Source organism: Arthrobacter sp. A2-55 (assembly GCF_025548615.1).
GTDB lineage: Bacteria > Actinomycetota > Actinomycetes > Actinomycetales > Micrococcaceae > Specibacter > Specibacter silviterrae.
The window spans coordinates 1-21,384 of the sequence record NZ_JAJLOZ010000015.1 but is presented as its reverse complement, the minus strand read 5'-3'; the positions used below and the strand labels follow the sequence as shown (position 1 = coordinate 21,384).

At 67.3% G+C, this 21,384-nt stretch carries 19 protein-coding genes, 1 tRNA gene and 1 other RNA gene; 10 read left to right on the top strand and 11 right to left on the bottom strand.

The genetic code is table 11. From position 1 onward, the window contains the following. Positions 1 to 42: 42 nt before the first annotated feature. From LPN03_RS06185 to LPN03_RS06175, 3 genes are all read right to left on the bottom strand, one after another. The gene (locus LPN03_RS06185) at positions 43 to 1,410 is read right to left on the bottom strand and encodes a glutamate decarboxylase (protein ID WP_165182351.1); all 1,368 of its coding nucleotides are present in this window, start codon (positions 1,408 to 1,410) and stop codon (positions 43 to 45) included. A gap of 147 nt (positions 1,411 to 1,557) precedes the next feature. Further along, positions 1,558 to 2,058, bottom strand: a complete 501-nt coding sequence (locus tag LPN03_RS06180; RefSeq protein WP_262453543.1) for a universal stress protein — start codon at positions 2,056 to 2,058, stop codon at positions 1,558 to 1,560. Positions 2,059 to 2,124: 66 nt separating this feature from the next. Further along, positions 2,125 to 3,186, bottom strand: coding sequence for a flavin-containing monooxygenase (locus LPN03_RS06175; protein ID WP_262453542.1), 1,062 nt, complete (start codon positions 3,184 to 3,186; stop codon positions 2,125 to 2,127). A 78-nt stretch (positions 3,187 to 3,264) separates the two neighbouring features. On the opposite strand from LPN03_RS06175, the gene LPN03_RS06170 reads away from it, so the two are divergent. Continuing rightward, positions 3,265 to 3,900 carry a TetR family transcriptional regulator gene (locus LPN03_RS06170; RefSeq protein WP_262453541.1) on the top strand — a complete coding sequence of 212 codons (636 nt, stop codon included), beginning with the start codon at positions 3,265 to 3,267 and terminating at the stop codon, positions 3,898 to 3,900. On the opposite strand, the gene LPN03_RS06165 is transcribed toward LPN03_RS06170, so the two are convergent. Then, positions 3,884 to 4,702, bottom strand: a complete 819-nt coding sequence (locus LPN03_RS06165; protein WP_262453540.1) for a putative protein N(5)-glutamine methyltransferase — start codon at positions 4,700 to 4,702, stop codon at positions 3,884 to 3,886. The two genes, LPN03_RS06170 and LPN03_RS06165, sit on opposite strands and share 17 nt — an antisense overlap. 106 nt (positions 4,703 to 4,808) lie before the next feature. On the opposite strand from LPN03_RS06165, the gene LPN03_RS06160 reads away from it, so the two are divergent. After that, entirely contained in the window at positions 4,809 to 5,507 is a 699-nt protein-coding gene (locus tag LPN03_RS06160) for a DNA alkylation repair protein (RefSeq protein ID WP_262453539.1), read from the top strand. Here LPN03_RS06160 and mptB (LPN03_RS06155) read toward each other — a convergent pair. Continuing rightward, positions 5,491 to 7,068, bottom strand: coding sequence for a polyprenol phosphomannose-dependent alpha 1,6 mannosyltransferase MptB (gene mptB / locus LPN03_RS06155; RefSeq protein ID WP_262453538.1), 1,578 nt, complete (start codon positions 7,066 to 7,068; stop codon positions 5,491 to 5,493). The two genes, LPN03_RS06160 and mptB (LPN03_RS06155), sit on opposite strands and share 17 nt — an antisense overlap. A 235-nt stretch (positions 7,069 to 7,303) precedes the next feature. Here mptB (LPN03_RS06155) and LPN03_RS06150 point away from each other — a divergent pair, with 235 nt between their 5' ends. From LPN03_RS06150 to LPN03_RS06140, 3 genes are all read left to right on the top strand, one after another. After that, positions 7,304 to 8,632 (top strand): DUF2029 domain-containing protein, encoded by a 1,329-nt coding sequence (locus tag LPN03_RS06150; RefSeq protein ID WP_262453583.1) that lies wholly within the window; start codon positions 7,304 to 7,306, stop codon positions 8,630 to 8,632. Positions 8,633 to 8,708: 76 nt separating this feature from the next. Next, a complete protein-coding gene (locus tag LPN03_RS06145) occupies positions 8,709 to 9,938 on the top strand; it encodes a glycosyltransferase 87 family protein (RefSeq protein WP_410468566.1) in 1,230 nt (409 codons plus the stop codon). A 268-nt stretch (positions 9,939 to 10,206) separates the two neighbouring features. After that, a complete protein-coding gene (locus LPN03_RS06140) occupies positions 10,207 to 11,292 on the top strand; it encodes a DUF559 domain-containing protein (RefSeq protein ID WP_262453537.1) in 1,086 nt (361 codons plus the stop codon). Positions 11,293 to 11,426: 134 nt separating this feature from the next. Here the strand turns inward: LPN03_RS06140 and mptB (LPN03_RS06135) are convergent, their stop codons facing one another. Further along, positions 11,427 to 12,932 carry a polyprenol phosphomannose-dependent alpha 1,6 mannosyltransferase MptB gene (gene mptB / locus LPN03_RS06135; RefSeq protein ID WP_262453536.1) on the bottom strand — a complete coding sequence of 502 codons (1,506 nt, stop codon included), beginning with the start codon at positions 12,930 to 12,932 and terminating at the stop codon, positions 11,427 to 11,429. Between the two features lie 130 nt (positions 12,933 to 13,062). Between mptB (LPN03_RS06135) and orn the strand changes: the two genes are divergently transcribed. The 5 genes from orn (at position 13,063) to LPN03_RS06110 (ending at position 17,147) form a co-directional block, all read left to right on the top strand. Then, positions 13,063 to 13,659, top strand: coding sequence for an oligoribonuclease (gene orn / locus LPN03_RS06130; protein ID WP_262453535.1), 597 nt, complete (start codon positions 13,063 to 13,065; stop codon positions 13,657 to 13,659). Positions 13,660 to 13,834: 175 nt separating this feature from the next. Beyond that, positions 13,835 to 13,910, top strand: a tRNA-His gene (locus LPN03_RS06125). Between the two features lie 96 nt (positions 13,911 to 14,006). Then, positions 14,007 to 14,579: a peptide deformylase gene (gene def, locus LPN03_RS06120; RefSeq protein WP_262453534.1), complete on the top strand. Its 573-nt coding sequence runs from the start codon at positions 14,007 to 14,009 to the stop codon at positions 14,577 to 14,579. A gap of 19 nt (positions 14,580 to 14,598) precedes the next feature. Further along, a complete protein-coding gene (locus tag LPN03_RS06115; RefSeq protein ID WP_262453533.1) occupies positions 14,599 to 15,453 on the top strand; it encodes an acyltransferase domain-containing protein in 855 nt (284 codons plus the stop codon). Positions 15,454 to 15,539: 86 nt separating this feature from the next. Further along, positions 15,540 to 17,147: a peptide chain release factor 3 gene (locus LPN03_RS06110; protein WP_165182361.1), complete on the top strand. Its 1,608-nt coding sequence runs from the start codon at positions 15,540 to 15,542 to the stop codon at positions 17,145 to 17,147. Positions 17,148 to 17,169: 22 nt separating this feature from the next. On the opposite strand, the gene LPN03_RS06105 is transcribed toward LPN03_RS06110, so the two are convergent. From LPN03_RS06105 to LPN03_RS06085, 5 genes are all read right to left on the bottom strand, one after another. Then, complete coding sequence (locus LPN03_RS06105; RefSeq protein WP_165182362.1) at positions 17,170 to 17,358, bottom strand: hypothetical protein; 189 nt, start codon at positions 17,356 to 17,358, stop codon at positions 17,170 to 17,172. 78 nt (positions 17,359 to 17,436) lie between these two features. Then, the gene (locus LPN03_RS06100) at positions 17,437 to 18,231 is read right to left on the bottom strand and encodes an HNH endonuclease family protein (RefSeq protein WP_262453581.1); all 795 of its coding nucleotides are present in this window, start codon (positions 18,229 to 18,231) and stop codon (positions 17,437 to 17,439) included. 286 nt (positions 18,232 to 18,517) lie between these two features. Beyond that, positions 18,518 to 19,069, bottom strand: coding sequence for a GNAT family N-acetyltransferase (locus LPN03_RS06095; RefSeq protein ID WP_262453532.1), 552 nt, complete (start codon positions 19,067 to 19,069; stop codon positions 18,518 to 18,520). Between the two features lie 57 nt (positions 19,070 to 19,126). Further along, positions 19,127 to 19,506: RNase P RNA component class A (gene rnpB, locus LPN03_RS06090), an RNA gene on the bottom strand. Between the two features lie 273 nt (positions 19,507 to 19,779). Continuing rightward, positions 19,780 to 21,282, bottom strand: coding sequence for a glyceraldehyde-3-phosphate dehydrogenase (locus LPN03_RS06085; protein WP_262453531.1), 1,503 nt, complete (start codon positions 21,280 to 21,282; stop codon positions 19,780 to 19,782). Positions 21,283 to 21,384 lie beyond the last annotated feature (102 nt).

Below are 21,384 nucleotides of genomic sequence, written 5' to 3'. Positions count from 1 at the left end.
AAAAGCGTTGTCAACAACTTTTTTGTGCCGGCGCCGCACAGCTTAGTGGTGGAAGGCGACAGCCCGCTTGGCGGCGCCGGAAAGCCTGTCCACGCACTTGCCCATATCGACCAGCAATGACTCCGCCAGGTCAAAGGTGAAGCCGTTGCGCACCACCACCCGCAGCACGTCCACATCCGCCATCCCCTCCGGCATGGGATAGGCAGGCACAATCCAGCCGAAGCTGCGCAGCTCGTGCGAGAGGTCGTACACGCTCCAGCCGTCCGGCGCGGTGAGCTTAAAGGCGAGGACGGGCAGTTCGTCCCCGCGGCTGAGGAGGGTGAACGGCCCCAGCCGCCCCACGCCGTCGGCAATGGCGCCGGCAATGTCGCGCGAGCGCTGCTGAATGCGCCGGTAGCCGTCAAAGCCGTACCGGACCAGCACGTAATATTGCGCGATGACCTGGGCTGCGGGACGGGAGAAGTTCAGCGCAAAGGTGGGCATGGACCCGCCCAGGTAGTCCACGCTGAAGATCAGGTCCTTGGGGAGGTCCTCGGTGCTGCGCCACAGCACCCAGCCCACGCCCGGGTAGACCAGGCCGTACTTGTGGCCGGAGGAGTTGATGGACTTCACCCGATCCAGGCGGAAGTCCCACACCAGCTCCGGGTCCAGGAACGGGGCAACGAAGCCTCCGGATGCAGCGTCCACGTGCAGCGGCACGTCCAGCCCTGTCCTGGACTGCAGTTCGTCCAGGGCTGCGGCCATTTCAGCAACGGGCTCATAGGAGCCGTCAAACGTGGAGCCCAGCACGGCCACCACGCCGATGGTGTTTTCATCACAGGCAGCGGCGGCCTGCGCGGCCGTCAGGTGGGTCGCCCCGTCAAGTGGGACCAGGCGCGCCTCCACGTCCCAGTAGCGGGCGAACTTCTCCCAGCAGACCTGCACATTGGCACCCATCACCAGGTTGGGCTTCGCCGTGTCCAGCCCGGCGGCCTCCCGGCGCGCCCGCCACCGCCACTTCAGCGCCATTCCGGCCAGCATGGCGGCCTCCGAGGAGCCGGTGGTGGAGCACCCCACGGCATCCGCTCCCCCGGTGGGCGCCGGCGCGTTCCACAGATTGGCCAGGATGTTCACGCACCGCCGCTCAATCTCGGCCGACTGCGGGTACTCGTCCTTGTCGATGATGTTCTTTTCCAACGACTCCTGCATCAGTGCGGCGGCCTGCGGCTCCATCCAGGTGGTGACGAAGGTGGCCAGGTTCTGGCGGGCATTGCCGTCCAGCATGAGCTCGTCCCGGACAAATCGCTGGGCGGCGTCTGCATCCTGGGTGCCGCGGGGCAGCCTGTGCTTGGGAATGGACCCCACGCCGCCGTCGAATGCCGGGTCCAAAACAATGGCGTCATGCTGGGGGTGGTGCTTGTGCAGGCTCACGGATGGCTCCTCATTGTGTGTCGGTCGGTCCCTCCCGAGGCTAGCCAGAATTCCCGTGCTTTGAAAGGACCGCCGCAGACGTCACCCCTGCCAACGACGCCGGCACCGGGCCTTTGCTTGCCGGGCTTCAGTCCTGCTTGCCGGGCTTCAGCCCTGGTGGCCCGCCTTGACCCCGGTTCGCGGCACCACCACCACGGGGACGTGCTGGGTGGTGAACAGTTTCCGCGCCACGGAGCCGCCCACGAGCTCGCTGACGCCGGCCGCCACGCCGGGCCTGCGCGTCCCGACAACTATTGCCGAGGCGGACATGGCAGCGGCCAGGCGGCCCAGTGCCATGGCAGGGTCACCGCCCAGTGTGCGGAAGGAATACTCCACGCCGCACGCACCTGCCGCGCCGCGGAGCAAGGCCTCGAGTTCATGGGCTGCCTGCAGCGCGTCGTCCTCCGGGTCAAGGGCGGGGTCCAGCGACTTGCCGTCGACATTTCCGTCCGGGTCCCACTCAATGAGGTAGCTGGCCGGGTCAACATAGGCGCCGGCCAGCCGGACCCCCGTTGCCGCAGCCAGTTCGGCGGCACACAGCAGGACAGCCGGGTCCTGGGCCGGCAGCAACCCAACAATCACGGCGCCCCTGCCGAATCGGGATTCCATTGCCCCCTGCTTCCATCCATGCCACTTGCCTGGAATGACCCCATTATCGTCCTGACGGGGGCAACTTCACACGGCCTGCTGTGCAGCGGCAACCCGTCCGGCCACATGCCTGGCGTCCCGCCCCACCCCGCCCAACAATGGGGACGTCAGCCCAAACTGGAACGGCAACCCCACAAAGAACAGCCCTGGCAGCCCGGCCGCAGCACCCCTGTCCGTCAGCGGCCAGCCGTTCCCGTCGCGTTCCAGTCCGGCAATCCAGGCATAGTCCGGCCTGAAACCGGTGGCCCAAACAACCGTTGAGATGGCCGGGGCGGGACGCCCCGCGAAGGAAGGCAGGCCACGGTCGGTAACGGCCTCAAAGCGTGGCAGCAGAACGACGCCGGCGTGTTCGGCATCCGCCGTCGACACCGAGATCAGCGGGGCGCCATGGGCCACCACCTTGGGTGCCAGCTTCCTGCCCAGCGGAGTACGCCGGGTCAGTGCGCGGTGAATGAACTGCCAGTAGAGGGCACCAGCGTACTTAAGCAGGGGATCGGGAACGTGGACTGGCGCCTTTCCGGCCAGCCACACCTCACGCGTTTCGGCCAGCTCAATGGCAATTTGCACGCCGGAGGTGCCGCTGCCCACCACCAGGACGCCACCGTGGGGAACCGAGCCGGGGTTGCGGTAGTCCGAGCTGTGGAGCTGGCACAGGCCGGGGGCCAGCTCCCGTGACAGCTCCGGAATCCGCGGCACGGAAGTGGCGCCGGTGGCAACCACCACCCGTGCAGCAGACCGGGTTCCCCTGGAGGTGTCAAGCTCAAACCCACTGCCCGAGCTGCGAAGGGCGGTCACCGTTACGCCCGGTGTGACCGGCAGTTCTGCGGCATAGTCCTGCAGGTATGCCACCGTCTGGTCCCTGGCGGGGAAACTCCCCCGCGGCGCCGGAAACCGCCGGCCGGGCAGACTGCAGTGCTGGGCAGGCGTGAACAGTTTCAGCGAATCCCAGCGGTGCCGCCAGGATTCCCCCGGCACGCCCCTTTCCAGCACTTCGCATTCCACTCCCAGCCGGGCCAGGTGGAACGCCGTGGCCAGCCCCGCCTGCCCCGCCCCGATGACAATGGTCCCGCCTGTGTCCCGTGCAGCCATGATGCGCCTCCTGCGACTCCGTGGCCCTGTGATTTCATTAGAATACGCTTCCAGTGAGTGGAATGCTATTCTAGATTCATGGTTGGCACAGCAGGATCATCCAGCCGCGCGGGACGGCGCGAGTTGCAGGCGGCACAAACCCGCCTCGACATTGTCCAGGCGGCTGGCGAACTGTTCCTCACCCAGGGCTATGTGTCCACCACCATCGGGGCCATCGCGGCGGCCGCGGGCGTGGCGGTCCAGACCATCTACAACTCCGTCGGGAACAAACCTGCCCTCCTTTCGGCCGTCCTGGACGCCGCCGTCGCCGGCCCCAACGCCCCGGCAACCGTGCCCGAATTCATGCGTGAACGCACCTCCCGGGCCGCCGACTTCCCCGCCCTGGCGGGCGTGCTGGCCGACTGGTTTGCCGAGGGGCTGCCCCGCAGCGGCGCTGTTTTCACGGCCATTGCCCAGGCGGCCGCCGTCGACCCCGCCGTCGCGCAGCTGCGGGATGCCCGGGCCAGGCAGCGGATGGAGCACTACCGCGAGGCGGCCGCCGCCGTCCGGGAGCGCGGCGGGCTGACCGGCGGCATGGGCGACGGCGACGCTGCCGCCATCATCTTCACGATCGGGCACCCGGACACCTATGCCTCCTTGAGGGGCACCTTCGGCTGGTCGGGCACGCGGTACCGGCAATGGGTTTACGACTCGCTGCTCAAGGCGCTGGCGTAGCTGCCCGACCACCGCGCAGCTGTCCCGCCACCACTGTGCCGTCCACCTCGCCGCTGTGCGCCGCGGTGGCCGAAAAGCCTCCCTGTTCCAAGATCCCCAAGGTCCGTGTGGCCTGCCTGGCACTGGTCTCCAGCAGGAGCCAGCCGCCGGGCTGCAGCCACCCGGGAGCCTCCGCCGCGATGCGCCGGTGCAGCGCCAGGCCGTCCGGCCCGCCGTTGAGGGCCGCCCCGGGTTCATGAAGCCTGGCTTCCGGGGGCATGAAGGCAATGTCGTCTTCCGGCACGTAGGGGGCATTGGCGACAATGGCCATGAAGGAATGGCGGAAGTCCTCCGGAAGCGGAGAAAACAGGTCCCCGCAGTGGACGCGTCCGCCGTAGGGGGCAAGGTTTTCCATGGCACAGGCCGCCGCGGCGGGGTCAATGTCCGCGGCGTGGACGCCGACGCCGGGCAGGGCTGCGGCCAGCGCCGTGCCCACGGCACCGCTGCCGCAGCACAGGTCAAGGAAACAGCCGGCCGGCGCCGTCCCAAGCACTTCCAACGCCCGTGCCACCAGGAATTCTGTCCTTCGACGCGGCACAAACACCCCCGGCGCCACCTTGATGCGCAGCCCGCAAAACCCGGCCCAGCCCACAATGTGCTCCAGCGGGTCCCCGGCCACACGGCGGCGGAGCAAGCCTGCCAGGATGGTGGAATCCCCTGCTGCCTCCAGGAGGATGCCGGCTTCCTCCTCGGCATAGACGCATCCGGCTGCGCGCAGCTGCGCCACCACTTCCTCGACCAACTCCACGCCAATGGGCTCCATGGAATACACATGGTAGACCCCTTCCCGCGGCGGAAGCCCGGCACGGCGCGCCGCCGTCGTCCATCAGCCGGAGCGCTCCCCGGCCGGCGGCGGTTAAGCTGTCCCCATGACCGACCGCGCCGCCGCCCCAAACACCGCCTTCCTCGCCTCCCTGCGCCCCGCCCTTGAGGGGCTGGCCGTGCCGAGGAAGGCAGCTGGCATGGCGGCCTATATGAAGTCGGCGATGCCGTTCCTGGGCGTGCCGTCCCCCGTGGTGCGCCAGGCCGTGCGCGCCCTGGCCCGCAAGCACGGATTCACGGGCCCGCCCGAACTGCTGGCCACGGCGCAGGCGCTGTGGGCCGGGGCGGAATACCGGGAGGAGCACTACGCGGCCATCATGCTCACGGACTCGCGCATGGCCCGGGGCGAGCTGGGCTTCCTGCCGTTTTACACGGCAGTCATTGGCCAGGGGCAGTGGTGGGACTACGTGGATTCAGTGGCGCCCAGGCTCGCCGGGCTGCTGTTGGCCGAACGGGCAGCCATGGACCCGCTGCTGCGGGAGTGGAGCACGCATGCGAATTTTTGGTTCCGCCGGGCAGCCATCATTTCCCAGCTGCCTGCCAAGTCGGCAACGGACACGGAACTGCTGCACGATGTCCTGGTGCCCAACTTGGCGGAGCCGGAGTTCTTCATCCGGAAAGCGGTTGGCTGGGCCCTGCGGCAATACGCACGAACCGATCCGGACTGGGTGCTGGATTTCGTGGGCCGGTACCGCGCCCGGCTCAGCCCGCTGTCACGGCGCGAGGCGCTCAAGCACCTGGGTTGACGGCGCCGCGACGGGCGGCCACCGGCCGTTCGGCCGCGGCGTCGCGCTCCTCGTCCCGGGCAGCCACGGACGGCCGGAACAGCCCCCGGACCTTCCTGTCCCACAGCATGATCCACAGCGCCCCCAGCACCCCAACACCAATGGCCACGCCGCGAACCAGCACCACGGGGATCCACTGGAACACGCTCAGCTGGTCGGTCAGCGCAATCAGCGTGAAGAACACGGACAGGAAATACACCACACGCAGGGGCCAGCCGTCCTTGACACCTGTGACGGCAAAAAACGCGAGCAGCCAGAGCATGTACCAGGGCTGGATCATGGGCGCCAGCAGCACCACCGCCGCAAACGCCCAGGCCATCCGGCGCATGGCGGCACGGCTGTAGCGGGTGTCGTCCACGGCGTCCGCCCGCCAACCATCCGCCCGCGGCGGGCGCACCTTCACCAGTGCCAGGGCCACCACCGCCAGGATGGACGCACCCTGGCCGACGGCCTGGATGACGCCGGTCACCACTCCCCCTGCCGCGCCCCCGCCCAGCAGGGTCACCACGAAGCCCACCGTGTGGGAGAATAGGCCCACCGGGGCGTACCAGATCCACACGGCGCCCGGAGTGTTCAGGGCGGCCAGCCAGCCGAAGCCCAGCCCGTTGACCACCCCCATGGCGGCCATGATCCCCATGGAAATGGCAAGCGTGGCAGCCCACAGCCCGAACTTGCGCAGCCAGCCCGCCTGCGAGCCGGCCCACAGGAGGCCCACAAACGGCAGCGCAATCAGCGTAATGGGCTTGATGGCTATGGACAGGGTCACCAGCACAATTCCCACCACGGGATGCTTGGCGGACGCGTAGTAGATGCCTGCCACCACCAGGCCCAGCATCAGGGAATCATTGTGGACGCTGCCGATGAAGTTGATCAGTAGCACCGGGTTGAGCACCACCAGCCACAGGGTCCGCTCCGGGTTCAGGCCGTGCCGCGCCGCCAGCCGCGGCACGTAGACGGCCAGCAGCACCACGCCCAGCAGGCTGGCCAGGCGGAACGGTATCAGGGCCAGTTCGGGGCTGCCGTTGGCGAGCCCGACGGCGGCCTGCTCCAGCCACAGCCAGATCGGCCCGTACGGGGTGGGGGCCTCGGTCCACAGCGCGTCCGGCCCCAGGTTGTAGTAGTTGCTCAACGCCGAAATGCCGTTGGTGTAGGGATCCAGGCCCTGCTGCATGAGCCTGCCCTGGCCAATGTAGGCGTAGGAGTCCCGGCTAAAAAGCGGCAGCGCGGCCATCATGGGGGCGGTCCACAGGGCAAGGGCCTTGACCAGCACCCGGTGCGACGAGGGGTCCCAGCCCTCCAGGTGCTGGCGCAGGCGCAGCCAAGCCCGCAGCATGAGCAGCGCGCCCACGCACAGCAGCACGGTACAGGTGATGACGGCGGCCGGTGTGGTCCTGGCCAGGATGAACAGCCAGGTGCGGATCAGGGGGGAACTGCCCGTAGCCATCCAGCCAACGCCCAAGGAGCCGAGCAACAACATCACGGAGCCGGCAAAGCCCTGCCACACCGCGGACCTGGCGGTCACCCTGTGCACTGGCTCCGCGGCTGACACCGGACTCCTCGTCTCGAGCTCGGCAACCTCCGGGCTGGTCAAATACTCTTCTCCTGAACAATCAGTGGCATGCACAATCCGTTTGCCCTGTGGGCACCGGCGCGCACCGGGCGGCCCGTGGGCAAACAGCGGGCTGCGCTAACATGGTAAAGCCAAGGGGCACCTTATCTTGGCAGTCTACCCAACCACGCTTGAGAAGGACCCAACCATCTCCACGGACAAATTCTTTGCCGGCCTCTCCCACACCCGGGACCGAATCCTGCCGGCACCTGCCCTCGCCTGGTTGAAGTCCCCCCAGGGAATGTGGAGCGTCTTTGCCGCCGTCCACCTGTTCTTCCTGGTCTTTGCCGGCATCCTTTCCCTGCGCGGCGAGGCGTTCAGCGACACCTTCATTTACCGCTCGTGGGTGGACGTGGGTTTTGACGAAACCCGCATCACCGGACCCAGCCCGTGGGTCTATCCCATCCTGGCCCTGCTCCCCATGGCGGTGGCGCACGTGTTTGGCAACGCCCCGTTCCTGTTCCTGTGGGTGTTGATGATCACCTTCCTGAACTTCCTGGCCGTGGCGAAGCTCACCAGCTGGGGCCGGCGCCGCCAGGCCATTCCGGCGGCGTTGTGGTGGATTAGCTTCACCGGCCTGCTGGGCTGGCTCGGTTTTGCGCGCGTGGACGGCTTTACGGCCCCCGTGGTGCTCATCGCCCTGTCCCTGGGTGTGGCCCAGCCGTTCCTTGCCTCGGCCATTCTGAGCGCGGCGACGTGGATGAAAGTCTGGCCGGCCGCCGTCGTTCTTGCCCTCTTCACGGTGGTGAAACACCGGGTGCGGGTGGTCCTTGCCGGCGTGCTGGTGACTGTGCTGGTGGTGGGCCTGGCACTGTCCATGCAGTCGCTGCCAAAGCTGCTGAACTTCCTGCTCCAACAGGGCGACCGCGGCATGCAGCTCGAGGCTACGTTTACCACTCCTTGGCTGTGGATGAGCGTGATGGGTTTGGGCGGGGCGCGGATGTACATGAACCAGGACATCAACTCCATGCAGGTCGACGGGCCCGGCACCCAGGTCATGAGCGTGCTGATGCAGCCACTGCTGGTGGCCGCCGCACTGCTGGTGGCCGGGCTCATTTTCTGGGCCCTGCACACCGGCAAGCGCAACGGCGGCGCCGACCGCACCGAGCTGCTCCTGCTGGGGGCGCTGGCACTGGCCACGGCGTTTGTCGTGTTCAACAAGGTGGGCTCCCCGCAGTTCATGGTGTGGCTGTCCCCCGCCGTCGCCGTCGGGCTGGCCTACAGCTGGAAGGCCTGGCGGGTGCCGGCGGCCATGCTCATTGCCATCGGCGTGCTCACCTTTGTGGTTTACCCCCTGTTTTATGACGCCCTCTCGCACAACAACCCCGTCATGGCCGGCGTGCTCACATTGCGCAACCTGATGCTGGTGGTGCTGTTTGTGTGGTCGGTGCGCGGGCTGTTCCAGCTGGGCCGGCGGCCTTCCGCCGTTCCCTCCAAGCACGACGCCGGCGCCCCCGCCGGTGCCAAGGAGTCCTGAGATTTCCACGCCACTTTTCGACCGGGTCCTGGACCGCGCCACGTCGCTTCGGAACCGGCTGCTCCCGCCCGCCGTGCTGGCCTGGTTCCGCACGCCCGCCAGCGTGTGGTGGGGCTTCGCGGCCGTCCACCTGTACTTCCTGGCGTGGATGTTCTCCTTTTTCGTCCACGGCGACACGTTCAGCGACACGGAGCAGTACCGCGAATGGGCGCTGCTGGGCTACAACCCGGCCGAGCTGCACGGCGCCATCAGCCCGTGGGTGTACCCCGTGCTGGCGCAGGTGCCCATCTTCGCCGCCAACATTTTTGGCCCGCACCTGTACCTGCTCGGCTGGACGCTGATCCTGACCGCACTTGACGCCGTTGGGCTGGCGTACTTGACGCGCGGCACCCGTTCCCGCCGCGGCATCGCCCCGGCCTGGTTTTGGCTGGGCTTCACCGTGTTCATGGGCTACCTGAGCTTCGCCCGCGTGGAGGGCATCACCACGTCCATTGTGCTGATTGCGCTGCTCTACGCGGCGGACCGTCCCGTGGTGGCGGCTGTGCTGCTGTCCGTGGCGACGTGGATCAAGGTCTGGCCGGCCGCCGTCGTGGCCCCCCTGTTGATCGCCAGCGCGCGGCGGCTGCAGGTGCTGGTGGCAGGCGTGGTGGTCAGCGCCGTGGTCGCAGGGGCCACTGTGCTTTCCGGCGCCGGGCCCCACCTGCTCGACTTTGCCGTCAACCAGGGCCAGCGCGGCATGCAGCTCGAGGCCACGTTCTCCACCCCGTGGGTGTGGCTGAGCGTGCTGCACCTGGGCGGGTCCAAAATTGCGGACAACGTCGCCATCAACTCCACGGAAGTGTACGGGCCGGGCGCCCCGCTGGCCGCCCTGCTCATGCAGCCGCTGCTCATCATTGCGGCCGTGGCGGGCGCCCTGATCATGATCCGTGCGCTGCGCCGCGGCGCCGAACGCGAGGAACTCCTCCTCGAGGGGTCACTGCTGATGGTCACGGCGTTCATCGTGTTCAACAAGGTGGGGTCCCCGCAGTTCATCATCTGGCTGGCACCCGTGGTCATTGCCGGGCTCACGCACAACTGGGACCGCTGGAAGATCCCCGCCACGCTGCTCATGGGAATCGCGTTCACCACCTTTGTGATCTACCCGCTGTTTTACACCCCCCTCATCCACGCGAACCCGATCATGGCGGCCGTGCTCACCATCCGCAACGTGCTGCTGGTGACGCTGCTGGTGTGGTCCGTGCGGCGGACGGCGGAGTTGGGCCGGAAACCCTCCAGCGCCCCCGCGCCGTCCCCCGCGCCGAAGTAGCGGGTCCGCCACATCCGGCACACCTCCCCCACACCTCTCACACGCCTCCCCGCGCACGCCTCCCCTACGCCTCCCCCGCGCCATCCCGCCACCTCCCCGGCGCCGAGATAGCGGGTCCGCCACGAGACCAGCCCACATCTCGGCGAGTCTCGACGCGGACCCGCTATTTCGGGAAAAGTTGCCTCGGCCAATGGGCGGCAGCCGCACGTTATCCACAGATCACCGTTTGGGGCTGTTGCGGCTTTGCGCGTCCCGTCAGGCTGGATCCATGAACTCCTCGCCAAAGCCAAACTACTCCGACACACCACCTCCGCCAGCTGACGGCGCCCGAACTGTGCGGCTGGTGCCGGCCGCCGGCCAGAGCACCGGCCACAGCACAGCCCACAGCAACCGTGACAGTGCGGGCCCGCCCACAGCAACGCTGCCAGCCGACAGCCTGCCGGGCAACAAACACGCCTGGCGGACCCGCCAACTCAATGAAATGGGCCTTAACGCAGCCTCCATAGCCGCGTTGGTGCGCGCACGCGTCCTCATCAGGGCCCGCCACGGCTGCTATGTCCGGGCAGAATACTGGGACAAATTCGATCCCCGCGGCCAGGACCGGCTGGCGATCCTGCTGCACGCCCACGCCGCGGTATCGTCTTCCTGGGCACGGTCCGTTTACAGCCATGCATCGGCGGCGCGGCTTCACGGGCTGCCACTGTGGCGGGCAGACAAATTCATCCACCTGACACTCCCGGCCCAGCAATCAACCGTGGGGCGGGCACCCGACGTCAGGATCCACTGCCGCCCGCTGCTGGACTCAGAGTGCACGCAAATCGACGGGGTCACGCTGACGAATGTGGTGCGCACCTCGGTGGATTGTGCGCTGACCATGAACTACAAGCAGGCCCTGATCCTCATGGACCATGCCTTGCGCACCGGAATTCCGCGGGCGGTGCTGCAACGCGAGGCGGCCGCCTTTGACGGCCACCGCGGCATCCGGATCTTCCGGGCCGCACTGGATTTCGCCGGCGCCAGTTCAGAATCCGCCGGCGAATCCCTGACTCGGGACTTGATCGCCACCTGCAACATTGAACCTCCGGTGTTGCAATTCCCGCTAGCCACCCGCCTGGGTGGCTACCGCGCCGACTTTGCCTGGCCGCAATACAAGGTCATCCTCGAATTCGACGGCGAGGGAAAGTACTTCAACTACAGGCCCACACCGGAGGTCCTTCGCGAGGAGCGGCGCCGGGAAAACGTCCTGATCGAGCAGGGGTGGACAGTCATCCGAATCGGTTGGAACGATCTGTTCAACGAACGCGTCTTCAAAAGCCGCCTGCTGGCCGCGCTGCGCAAGGGCGGCATGAAGTGACCGCCGAACGCGCCGAGGTAGCGGATAAGCGCCGAAACCCCGCCAAATATTTGGCCCATCTCGACGCGGATCCGCTATCTCGGCAAGAGGGCGGTGCGGATCCGCTAACTCGGCGGAAGGGCGGTGCGGATCCGCTATTTCGGCGGGACGGCGACGGGCGGGCGGTTGAACACGAGCCTGCGCGTGTGGACGTCGAGCAGCAGCAGGTAGGCCACGGCCGCCAGGGCCACCCAGTACGACAACGCGTGGGCGGAGACGGGCAGCACCACGAAGTTCCACACAAAAACCTGGTCCTGGGCGCCAAACACCACAAAGAACCCCACCACCACATAGAGCACCTTGACCTGCCAGTTGTTCCGAATGCCCGTCGCGGCCAGGAACGGCAGGAACCACAGCACGTACCACGGCTGGATGATGGGGGCCAGAAGAACGACGGCGGCGAAAGCGTACGCCAGGCGCCGCACCACCCGCTTGGGGTTGCCGAAGAGCACCAGCCAGGCTGCCAAAGCCATGCTGGCCAGGGTCAGCAGCTTCCGGAAGCCGTCCCCCATGGCTCCCCCGTCCAGGCCCAGGGCGTTGCCTGCCAGTTCCACCATTTGGCCGCCAAATCCCGACGGCGAATAGCCCGTGTACCCGGGCGTGGTGTCCAACAGCGCCCACGTCCAGCCGAAGCCCAGGCCGTGCGGCAGTCCGGCCAGGAACAGCAGGGCCGCGGACAGGGCTGCCGTCCCGGCCCAGCACGCGAGCTTCCGCTTCCAGCCCGCGGCGGAGCCGGCCCAGAGAAGTCCGATGAACGGCAGCAGGACAATGGTGATCGGCTTGACCGCAATGGACGCCGTCACCAACACAATTCCGAGCAGCGGCTTCCTCACGGCGGCGTAGTAGATGCCGGCCACGGCCAGCCCCACCATGAGGGCGTCGTTGTGGGCGCTGGCCACGAAGGAAATGAGGAACAGCGGGTTGGCAGCCGTCAGCCACAACGCCCGGGCGCCGTTGATGCCGTGCAGCTGCGCCAGCTTGGGCACAAAGTACACGCACAGGGCCACCCCGATGCAGGCCAGCACGCGGAACAACAGCACGGACACATCGGGCTGGGCCCCCGTGACGGCCACCACCCACCGGCTCAGCCAAAGGAACAGCGGGCCATACGGTGTGCGGTTCTCGGCCCAGGACGGGTCCGTGCCCAGCATGAACCAGTTGCTCAGCGCCGAAATGCCCGTGGTGTACGGGTTCAGGCCCTCCGCCATGAGCCGCCCCTGCCCGGTGTACGCATACACGTCGCGGGAAAAGATGGGGACGGCCACCAGCAAAGGGGCACCCCAGGCCACGACCGCGCGGACCACGTGGCGCAGTGAGCCGGGGCCCCAGCCGTGCAGGCGCTGGCCCAGCCGCAGCCACGAACGCAACAGCACCATGGCGCCGAGCGTGAGCATGATGGTGGAGGCCAGCACGGCCGTACCGTCGGTCCGCATGGCTATGACGATTGGGTTTCGGATCATGGGCGAACCGTTGGCAATCCACCCGACACCCACGGAGCCCGCCAGGACCAGCAGGGAGCCGGCGAACCCTTCCAGCAACGCAACCCACGGGCGGATCCCGCCCGTCTCCACGGAACCGGCAGCGCGCGGTGCCGCGCTCAACGGAAGTCTCCGGCCGGCGTGGTACTGATGGGGTCTCCTTGGAAAACATGCGTGGCTGCCACGCGGATGGTGGCCCTGCGATTTTACCAGCGCTGCCGGGGCGCATGCGGGTTCGCGGTACATTGGACGGGTGCCTATTACAAATGAACGCATTGTGTGGATTGACTGTGAGATGACAGGCTTGGATGCCGTCAATGACGCCCTGATCGAGGTGGCGGCGCTCGTGACGGACTCCGAGCTGAACATTCTGGGCGACGGCGTGGATGTGGTCATCAAGCCGTCGGCGGAGGCCCTGGCCCAGATGGGCGACTTCGTGCGGAACATGCACACCACCTCGAAGCTGATTGACGAGCTCGACGCCGGCACCACCATGGAGGATGCCCAGGCCCAGGTGCTGGCCTACATCAAGGAGCACGTGCCGGTGCCCAACAAGGCTCCCCTGGCCGGCAACTCGATCGGCACGGACAAGGTGTTCCTGGCCCGCGACATGCCCGAACTGGTGGAGCACCTGCACTACCGGGTCATTGACGTCTCAACCATCAAGGAACTGGCCCGGCGCTGGTACGCCCGAGCCTATTTCCAGTCCCCCGCCAAGACCGGCGGGCACCGCGCGCTGGGCGACATCAAGGACAGCATCAACGAGCTCAAGTACTACCGGGAGGCCGTTTTTGTGCCCGCACCCGGGCCGGATTCGGACACCGCGAAGAAGATTGCCGCCAAGTTTTAGCACCGGAATCCGCGTGGCTGCGCGGTTGCCGCTGGGCAAAAATGCGATCTGGACCACATTTTTGCCCAATCCCACGGTTTTGGTCATGACCACCGGGAAGACCGGGTAGACTAGTCGTCGTTGCCCAAAGCGCAGGATGCACTTCAGGTGTGTGCCTGCACGACGGCGGCTCATGGTGGGATTAGCTCAGTTGGCAGAGCGCCTGGTTGTGGTCCAGGAGGTCGCGGGTTCAACCCCCGTATCTCACCCCATGGTGTTCCTTGCGAACACGGAACACCCCGGTCACTTGATCGGGGTGTTTTTCATTCCCCCGCCGCCCGGGGAGCCACCCCTGGAAAGGACCCGCCATGACCATCCTCCCCGTGACCATCCTGGGCGAACCGGTGCTGCACCGCCGCGCCGAGCCGGTCCAGGCGTTCGACGGCGCCCTCAAAACCCTCGTGGCTGACATGTTCGAGACCATGGACGCCGCCCACGGCGTGGGGCTGGCCGCACCCCAAATCGGCGTGGGGCTGCGCATCTTCACGTACCAGATGGAAAACGACGACGGCGTCCCCGGCCGCGGCGTGCTGGTGAACCCCACGCTCACGCTGGGCAAAATTTCCGGGAAGAGCCCGGACCCCGACGAGGAGCTGGAAGGCTGCCTTTCCGTCCCTGGCATCGACTTCCCGCTCAAGCGGGCCGAGTGGGTGCGGGTGCGCGGCTTTGACGCCGACGGCGGCCCCCTCGATTTTGAGGCCACGGGCTGGTTTGCCCGCTGCATGCAGCACGAATACGACCACCTGGACGGCAAGCTGTACGTGGACCGGCTCAATGACCACTACGCCCGCAAGGCCAAGCGGGCCCGCAAGGAACGCGGCTGGGGCGTGCCGGGCCTGAGCTGGATGCCCGGCGTGGACCCGGACCCCTTCGGCCACTGACTTTCGGTAGGCTGGGGGAATGATGCCGCACACCGCACTGTCCACCGAGCTGACCTTCGACTATCTGGGGGTTGCGGCGGAGGACCGGGCCGGGTGCCTGGCCCTGCTTGAGGGGGACATCAGCCCGGAGGCCGCCGTCGTTCTTGACTACCTGGACTCCCAACTGGGCGCACCGGTGCCGGCAGCTGAGCCTTCCGGCGGCCTGCCGACGGCGGAGGGCCCATGGCTGGAGGCCATGCTCCGTTTTGTCCCGGCCCTGCAGCACTGGCACGCGGAGCGGGACATTCCCGACGCCGTCACGCGGGACACCCTGGCCGACTTTGGCCGCAACCTGGCCATCAACCGCCGCGTACACGGCCACTTCGGCATGGACACGTACAAGTGGCTCACCCACCATTTCGCCGGCCGGATTTTCCAGCTGGGCCGGCTGCAGTTCCTGCTCCACCAGCCCGCCGCCGGCATTCCCGGCGTGGCTCCCGGGGAGTGGGTCGCGGGGATCCACATCCCCGAGGACGGCGGGCTGGGCGTGCAGGTGGTTGCCGGGAGCCTGGCCGCGGCCGGACCGTTCCTTGCCACGCACTTTCCGGACCGGCCAGTTGCCGTGGCCAACTGCGAATCCTGGCTGCTGGACCCGTACCTGGCGGCGCACCTGGCCCCCGAGTCGAACATTGCCCGTTTTGCCGGGCTCTTCACCCCTTACGGCACCCCGCGCGATGAACCCACCGACGCCGTCTACTTCACGTTCCGAACGCGCAGCATGGAGAACCTTGCTGCGCTGCCGCGCACCACTGCGCTGCAACAGGTGGTGCTGGACCGCATCGACGCGGGCGGCACGTGGCAGCTCGGTTTCGGGTACATGCCCCTGCCCCACTAGCCCTGCGGTAAACTTGGGAGTTGGCATTTTGCCCCGGCTTCCGGCATGCCTGCCACGAATTTCCTTTTCCGCCAGAAAGTAGTCCTGTGTCCCTACCGGCCCCCACCCCCGCCCTCGCCACTGAAATCACCGGCCAGGCGGGCCGCCGCCGCACCTTTGCCGTCATCTCCCACCCGGATGCCGGCAAGTCCACGCTCACCGAGGCGCTGGCACTGCACGCGAAGGTCATTGGCACGGCGGGTGCGACCAACGGCAAGTCAAACCGCAAGGACACCGTCTCCGACTGGCAGCAGATGGAAAAGGACCGCGGCATCTCCATCAGCTCGGCAGCCCTCCAGTTCTCCTACCGGGACACCGTCATCAACCTCCTGGACACGCCCGGCCACGCCGACTTCTCCGAGGACACCTACCGTGTGCTGGCCGCCGTCGACTGCGCCGTCATGCTGGTGGACGCGGGCAAGGGGCTGGAAACGCAGACCATGAAGCTGTTTGAGGTGTGCCGCCAGCGCAAGCTGCCCATCATCACCGTCATCAACAAGTGGGACCGCCCCGGCCTGGACCCCCTGGAGCTGATGGACGAAATCACCGAGCGCACCGGGCTCACCCCCATGCCGCTGACCTGGGCCATTGGCATCGCCGGCGACTTCCGCGGCGTGTGGGACATCCAGCGCAACGAGTTCGCCAAGTTTGCGCGCAACAGTTCCGGCGCCCACATTGCACTGACCCAGTACCTGACACCGGAACAAGCCGCCGATTCCGAGGGCGACGCCTGGCAGGATTCCATCGAGGAGGCGTCGCTGGTGGTCGATTCCGATTCCCCCCTGGACTTGGAGGCGTTCTACTCGGGTGCGGCCACGCCGCTGCTGTTTTCCTCGGCAGCGCTGAACTTTGGCGTGAAGCAGATCCTGGACACCTTGGTGGACTACGCTCCCCCGGCAGCTCCGCGCCCCGATGTCTCCGGCGGCACGCGGGCTGTGGAGGCGCCATTTTCCGGTTTCGTGTTCAAGGTCCAGGCAGGCATGAACCAGGCCCACCGCGACCACGTGGCATTCATCCGGGTCTGCTCCGGCAAGTTCGAGCGCGGCATGGTGGTGACCCAGGGCCGCACCGGCAAGTCCTTCGCCACCAAGTACGCCCAGCAGGTTTTTGGGCGGGAACGAGAGGTGATCGACACAGCGTTCCCGGGCGACGTCGTGGGGCTGGTCAATGCCTCGGCCCTGCGGGTGGGCGACAGCCTGTACGTGGAGGAGCCGGTGGAGTACCCGGCCATCCCGCTCTTTGCCCCAGAGCACTTCCAGGTGGCCCGCTCCAAGGATCCCAGCAAGTACAAGCAGTTCCGCCGCGGCATTGAGCAGCTGGAGCACGAGGGCGTGATCCAGGTGCTGCGATCGGACCTGCGCGGCGACCAGGCCCCCGTGCTCGCCGCCGTCGGGCCCATGCAGTTTGAGGTGGTCGAGGACCGCATGCACCACGACTTCAACGCCCCCATGCGCCTGGAGCGCCTCCCCTATTCCCTGGCCAGGCTGACGACGCCGGACGCAACAGCCACGCTGGGCTCCGTCCATGGCGCTGAGGTGCTTGAGCGCAGCGACGGGGAGTATTTGGCACTGTTCAACGACATCTGGGCCATGCGCCGCGTGGAAAAGAACTACCCGGACCTGGCGCTGGCGGAAATCGGCACCACCCGGGAGTAGGCCCCGGCTGCGGTGCCGGTGCCTAGTTTTCCTTGGCCACGCGGTTGACGTCTGCGGCGGCGGTGTCGCGCAGTTCGTGGATCTGGTCCAGGCGTTCCTGGGTGATGGCGCCGGCGTTGAAATCCGCCGTGGCCTGGGCCAATTGACGGTTGGCCTCCTCCAGGTTGTCGTGGGCCAGCTGCATCGGGTTGGTGAAGTCTGATTCGCTCATACCGGCATCATCGCACCGATTCCGGCGGCTGGCCATCACCGCCGTAAATGTTTCAATGGGTGTGTCCCCCGGGGACCGCTACGGGCCGCCCTTGAAGCCCGATGGAAGCGTCTTTTCGCCCGGACAAGTGCCGAGCACGCGGGCCATGGCAGCCTTTTCCGCGGGAGTGACCCACAGCCGGTAGGCTGCCTTGACTGACACTTGCCGGGCCACGTACTGGCACCGGAATCGCTTGTTCGGGGGCAGCCAGGTGGCGGCGTCGCCGTCGGACTTTTCCTGGTTGGCCGGGCCATCGACGGCCAGCAGGTTCAAGGGTTCATTGGCCAGGCTCTGGCGCTGGACGTCCGTGAGCTGCTGGGCCCCCGTCTGCCAGGCGTTGCCCAGCGCCACCACGTGGTCTATCTGCACAGCTCCGCTGGTGTCCGCGCCCCGCGTGAAATGGATGTCGGAGCCCGTATATGGGTCCTTGAGCGTGCCAGACGCCACCTGGCACGGCGTGGCGGCCACAAGGACGGCCTTGTCCAGGTCCCGGCGCAGGATGTCGTTGCGGGTGTCACAGCCGTTGGCGTCGGCGTCCAGCCACGCCTGGCCAAAAGCGCTGCGGTCATAACCCGTCTTGGGAGCCCTGCCCCTCACCGGCAGGGTTTCCAGGGTGGCCAGGGCGGTGGCGGGCCCCACGTAGACCACGGGCCGTCCCAGTCCCGGCGGCGGAGTGGTGAACACGGGCGGCGGCCCCGGGTTGGGCTCGAACGGCCACCGCCCGCTGGCGTGCAGCCAACCGGCCACCATGACGAGCAGGAGCACGGCCAGTGCAGAGGCTGCCTGCATCAGCCGCGCCGCCTGGCTGGCTGGTCTGCGTTGCCGCCCGGCCATCCCGCGCTGCGGGCCGCGCTGCCGGCTACGCCGCGGGCCCCGCTGCGGGCCGCGCCGCCAGCCGCGGGTGGGCGGGGGAAGCTGCACCGCATGCCTGGACATCCGCCGTCCTCACCCCATCCCTGTCCGGCTTCACCGTCCCTCCGTCCGACGGCGGGGCCAGGACGGCGCGGCAAAATTTCGTTGATCGTACGAGTCTAGGCGCCATGCCGGGCCTGTGCAGGAAGTTATCCACACCCCGAGTCATCCACAACCCGCGCCGCATCGCAGGCCCGGAGGGAAACAGTCAGCCGGCCAGGAACTTGAACATGATGTGCAGCCCCACGGGCCCCAGCGACGGGTGGTCGAAGGCGCCGGGAATGGTCGTCATGATGTCGAAGCCCAGCGACTCCCACAGGTACACGGCCCCGGTGTTGGACTCCACCACCGCGTTGAACTGCATGCCGCGGTAGCCGTCTGCACGGGCGGCATCCAGCACGTGGTGGGCCAGCAGGCGGCCGTAGCCCTTGCCTTCGTGGTCGGGGTGGACCATGAACCCGGCATTGGCGATGTGGCTGCCGGCACCGGGAAAATTGGGGTGCAGTTGGGCCGTGGCCACCACCATGGGAGGGGCGCCACCCCCTGTTTCCTCCGTGACCACGAAGGTGCGGCTCACGCGCGCGGGGGCGCCGGCGTCGTGCATGGCAGGGGCTTGTTCAGGGGCGGGGAGCCAGGCGGCGTGCATGGCGGCCTCGGTGGAATCGACCGGGTAGGTGTATGTCTCCCCGGCGCGGATGGTGGGCTCCATGGCGGCCCAGATTCCGGGCCAGTCGGCGGCGTTTGCCTGTCGTATCAGCATGCCCGCAAGTCTACGCACCGCGCGCCCGCGCCACCTCCAGGCGTTGCGCAATGTGAAAGGATAGGGCAGCCTGTACGCCGGGTTTTGTCATCCGACGCAGTTTCCCGCGGCGGAGAGGCAACCATCCATCTACGAACGCCGTTGCCGGCGCCCTCTAGCAGCCTACCCAGGCACTCGGGCGGACAGCCCTCAACCATGCCCTGTCTGGCCTTGCTCCGGGTGGGGTTTACCTAGCTTCCCCAGTCGCCTGGGGAACTGGTGGTCTCTTACACCACCGTTTCACCCTTACCCGCGCCGGCCGGGGCCGTGCGGGCGGTCTGTTTTCTGTGGCACTTTCCTGCGGGTCACCCCGAGTGGGCGTTACCCACCACCCTGTCCTGCGGAGCCCGGACGTTCCTCGAGCCGCTTGCGCGGCGCGCGGTTGCCCAGCTGCCCTATCCAAGGGCTAAGTCTACAGGCCGAGGGGCCCCGGGCGAGCGCAGCGAGCCTGGGGAGGCCTGGAGACGCTACAGGCCGAGGGGCCCCGGGCGAGCGCAGCGAGCCTGGGGAGGCCTGGAGACGCTACAGGCCGAGGGGCCCCGAGCGAGCGCAGCGAGCCTGGGGAGGCCTGGAGACGCTACAGGCGAAAGGGGCGGGCCAAAAGCAAAAGGTGCGCGGCCGCCGTCGTCCGTGAAGGAACGACGGCGGCCGCGCACCCTGGGTGCCTGACGCTACACCAGTGCGCGGGCCGGGACGGCGACGGGTGCCGCAGCGCCGTCGACGGCGGGGAACTGGCGCGGGTGGACGCCGGCCATTTCCTCCATGACGCGCACCACCTGGCAGCTGTAGCCGAATTCGTTGTCGTACCAGACGTAGAGCACCAGGTTCTTGTCTGTGCTGATCGTGGCGAGCCCGTCCACGATGCCGGCGCGGCGGGATCCCACAAAGTCGGTGGAGACCACTTCGGGGGAATCGATGAAGTCGATCTGCTTGCGCAGGCCCGAATTCAGCGAAATGTCGCGCAGGTAGGTGTTGACTTCATCCTTGGTGGTGCCCTTTTCCAGCGTCAGGTTCAGGATGGCCATGGACACGTTGGGGGTGGGGACGCGGATGGAGTTGCCTGTCAGCTTGCCCTCGAGCTGGGGCAGTGCCTTGGCCACGGCCTTCGCGGCGCCCGTTTCCGTCAGGACCATGTTCAGCGCGGCGGAGCGGCCGCGGCGGTTGCCCTTGTGGAAGTTGTCCGTGAGGTTCTGGTCATTGGTGAAGGAGTGCACGGTTTCCACGTGGCCGTGGACAATGCCGTACTTGTCGTTCAAGACCTTGAGCACGGGCGTGATGGCGTTGGTGGTGCAGGAGGCTGCTGTGACGATCTTGTCTTCGGGCAGGATGGTGCCGTGGTTGATGCCGTGCACAATGTTCTTCAGCGCACCCTTGCCCGGGGCGGTCAGCAGGACGCGGGACACGCCCTTGCTCTGCAGGTGCTGGGACAGGCCCTCCTCGTCGCGCCAGCGGCCCGTGTTGTCCACGACAAGAGCGTCATGGATTCCGTAGGAGGTGTAGTCGATGGTCGACGGATTGTCCGAGTAAATGACCTGGATGGAGGTGCCGTTGGCCTGGATGATGTTGCGGTCCCCATCCACCGTGATGGTGCCGGTGAAGGGCCCGTGGACGGAGTCGCGGCGCAGCAGGCTGGCCCGCTTGGTCAGGTCCATGTCGCCGCCCCTGCGGACCACGATGGCGCGCAGGCGCAGGCCGTGGCCGCCACCGGAGTGCTCGATGAGGATGCGGGCCAGCAGGCGGCCGATGCGGCCGAAGCCGTACAGGACCACGTCGGTGCTGGTGCGCTCGTCTGCGCCGAAGCGGTCGACGACGTCGGCCAGCTCCGTGCGGAGGAACGTTTCCAGGTTGGTTTCGCCGGAGGCCTTGAAGCCGGCGTTGAGGCGGGCCAGGTCCAGGGAGGCAGCACCAAGCTGGAGGGTTACCAAGGTTTCCAGGAGTGGCAGGGTTTCGGTGAGGGGCAGCTCAACCTCATCGATTTGCCGGGCAAAACGGTGTGCCTTCACGAGGCTGATGACCGACTGGTTGATCAGCGATCGGCCGTGAATGCTGGTGATCACGTTGTTTTCGCGGTAGAGGCGGCCGATGAGCGGGATCATTGTTTCCGCCATGGTTTCGCGCTGGATCCAGGTGTCCAATGCGGCGTCGCTGGTCAGTGAAACGTTGTTGAGCGTCACGTCTAGTACCTTTCCTGGCTCAAAACACCCTTGGTTTAAGCCACCACCATTCTAGGCGGCGGCCTGCCGTTACCCGCGAGTTCAGTGTCGCACTTCACTAGA

What these genes read in the sequence shown, in the direction of transcription:
- LPN03_RS06180 (WP_262453543.1), bottom strand. Translation starts at nt 2,058, where the DNA reads ATGGAATCCCGATTCGGCAGGGGCGCCGTGATTGTTGGGTTGCTGCCG.
- LPN03_RS06175 (WP_262453542.1), bottom strand. Translation starts at nt 3,186, where the DNA reads ATGGCTGCACGGGACACAGGCGGGACCATTGTCATCGGGGCGGGGCAG.
- LPN03_RS06170 (WP_262453541.1), top strand. Translation starts at nt 3,265, where the DNA reads ATGGTTGGCACAGCAGGATCATCCAGCCGCGCGGGACGGCGCGAGTTG.
- LPN03_RS06165 (WP_262453540.1), bottom strand. Translation starts at nt 4,702, where the DNA reads ATGGAGCCCATTGGCGTGGAGTTGGTCGAGGAAGTGGTGGCGCAGCTG.
- LPN03_RS06160 (WP_262453539.1), top strand. Translation starts at nt 4,809, where the DNA reads ATGACCGACCGCGCCGCCGCCCCAAACACCGCCTTCCTCGCCTCCCTG.
- LPN03_RS06140 (WP_262453537.1), top strand. Translation starts at nt 10,207, where the DNA reads ATGAACTCCTCGCCAAAGCCAAACTACTCCGACACACCACCTCCGCCA.
- def (WP_262453534.1), top strand. Translation starts at nt 14,007, where the DNA reads ATGACCATCCTCCCCGTGACCATCCTGGGCGAACCGGTGCTGCACCGC.
- LPN03_RS06115 (WP_262453533.1), top strand. Translation starts at nt 14,599, where the DNA reads ATGATGCCGCACACCGCACTGTCCACCGAGCTGACCTTCGACTATCTG.
- LPN03_RS06105 (WP_165182362.1), bottom strand. Translation starts at nt 17,358, where the DNA reads ATGAGCGAATCAGACTTCACCAACCCGATGCAGCTGGCCCACGACAAC.
- LPN03_RS06100 (WP_262453581.1), bottom strand. Translation starts at nt 18,231, where the DNA reads ATGGCCGGGCGGCAACGCAGACCAGCCAGCCAGGCGGCGCGGCTGATG.
- LPN03_RS06095 (WP_262453532.1), bottom strand. Translation starts at nt 19,069, where the DNA reads ATGCTGATACGACAGGCAAACGCCGCCGACTGGCCCGGAATCTGGGCC.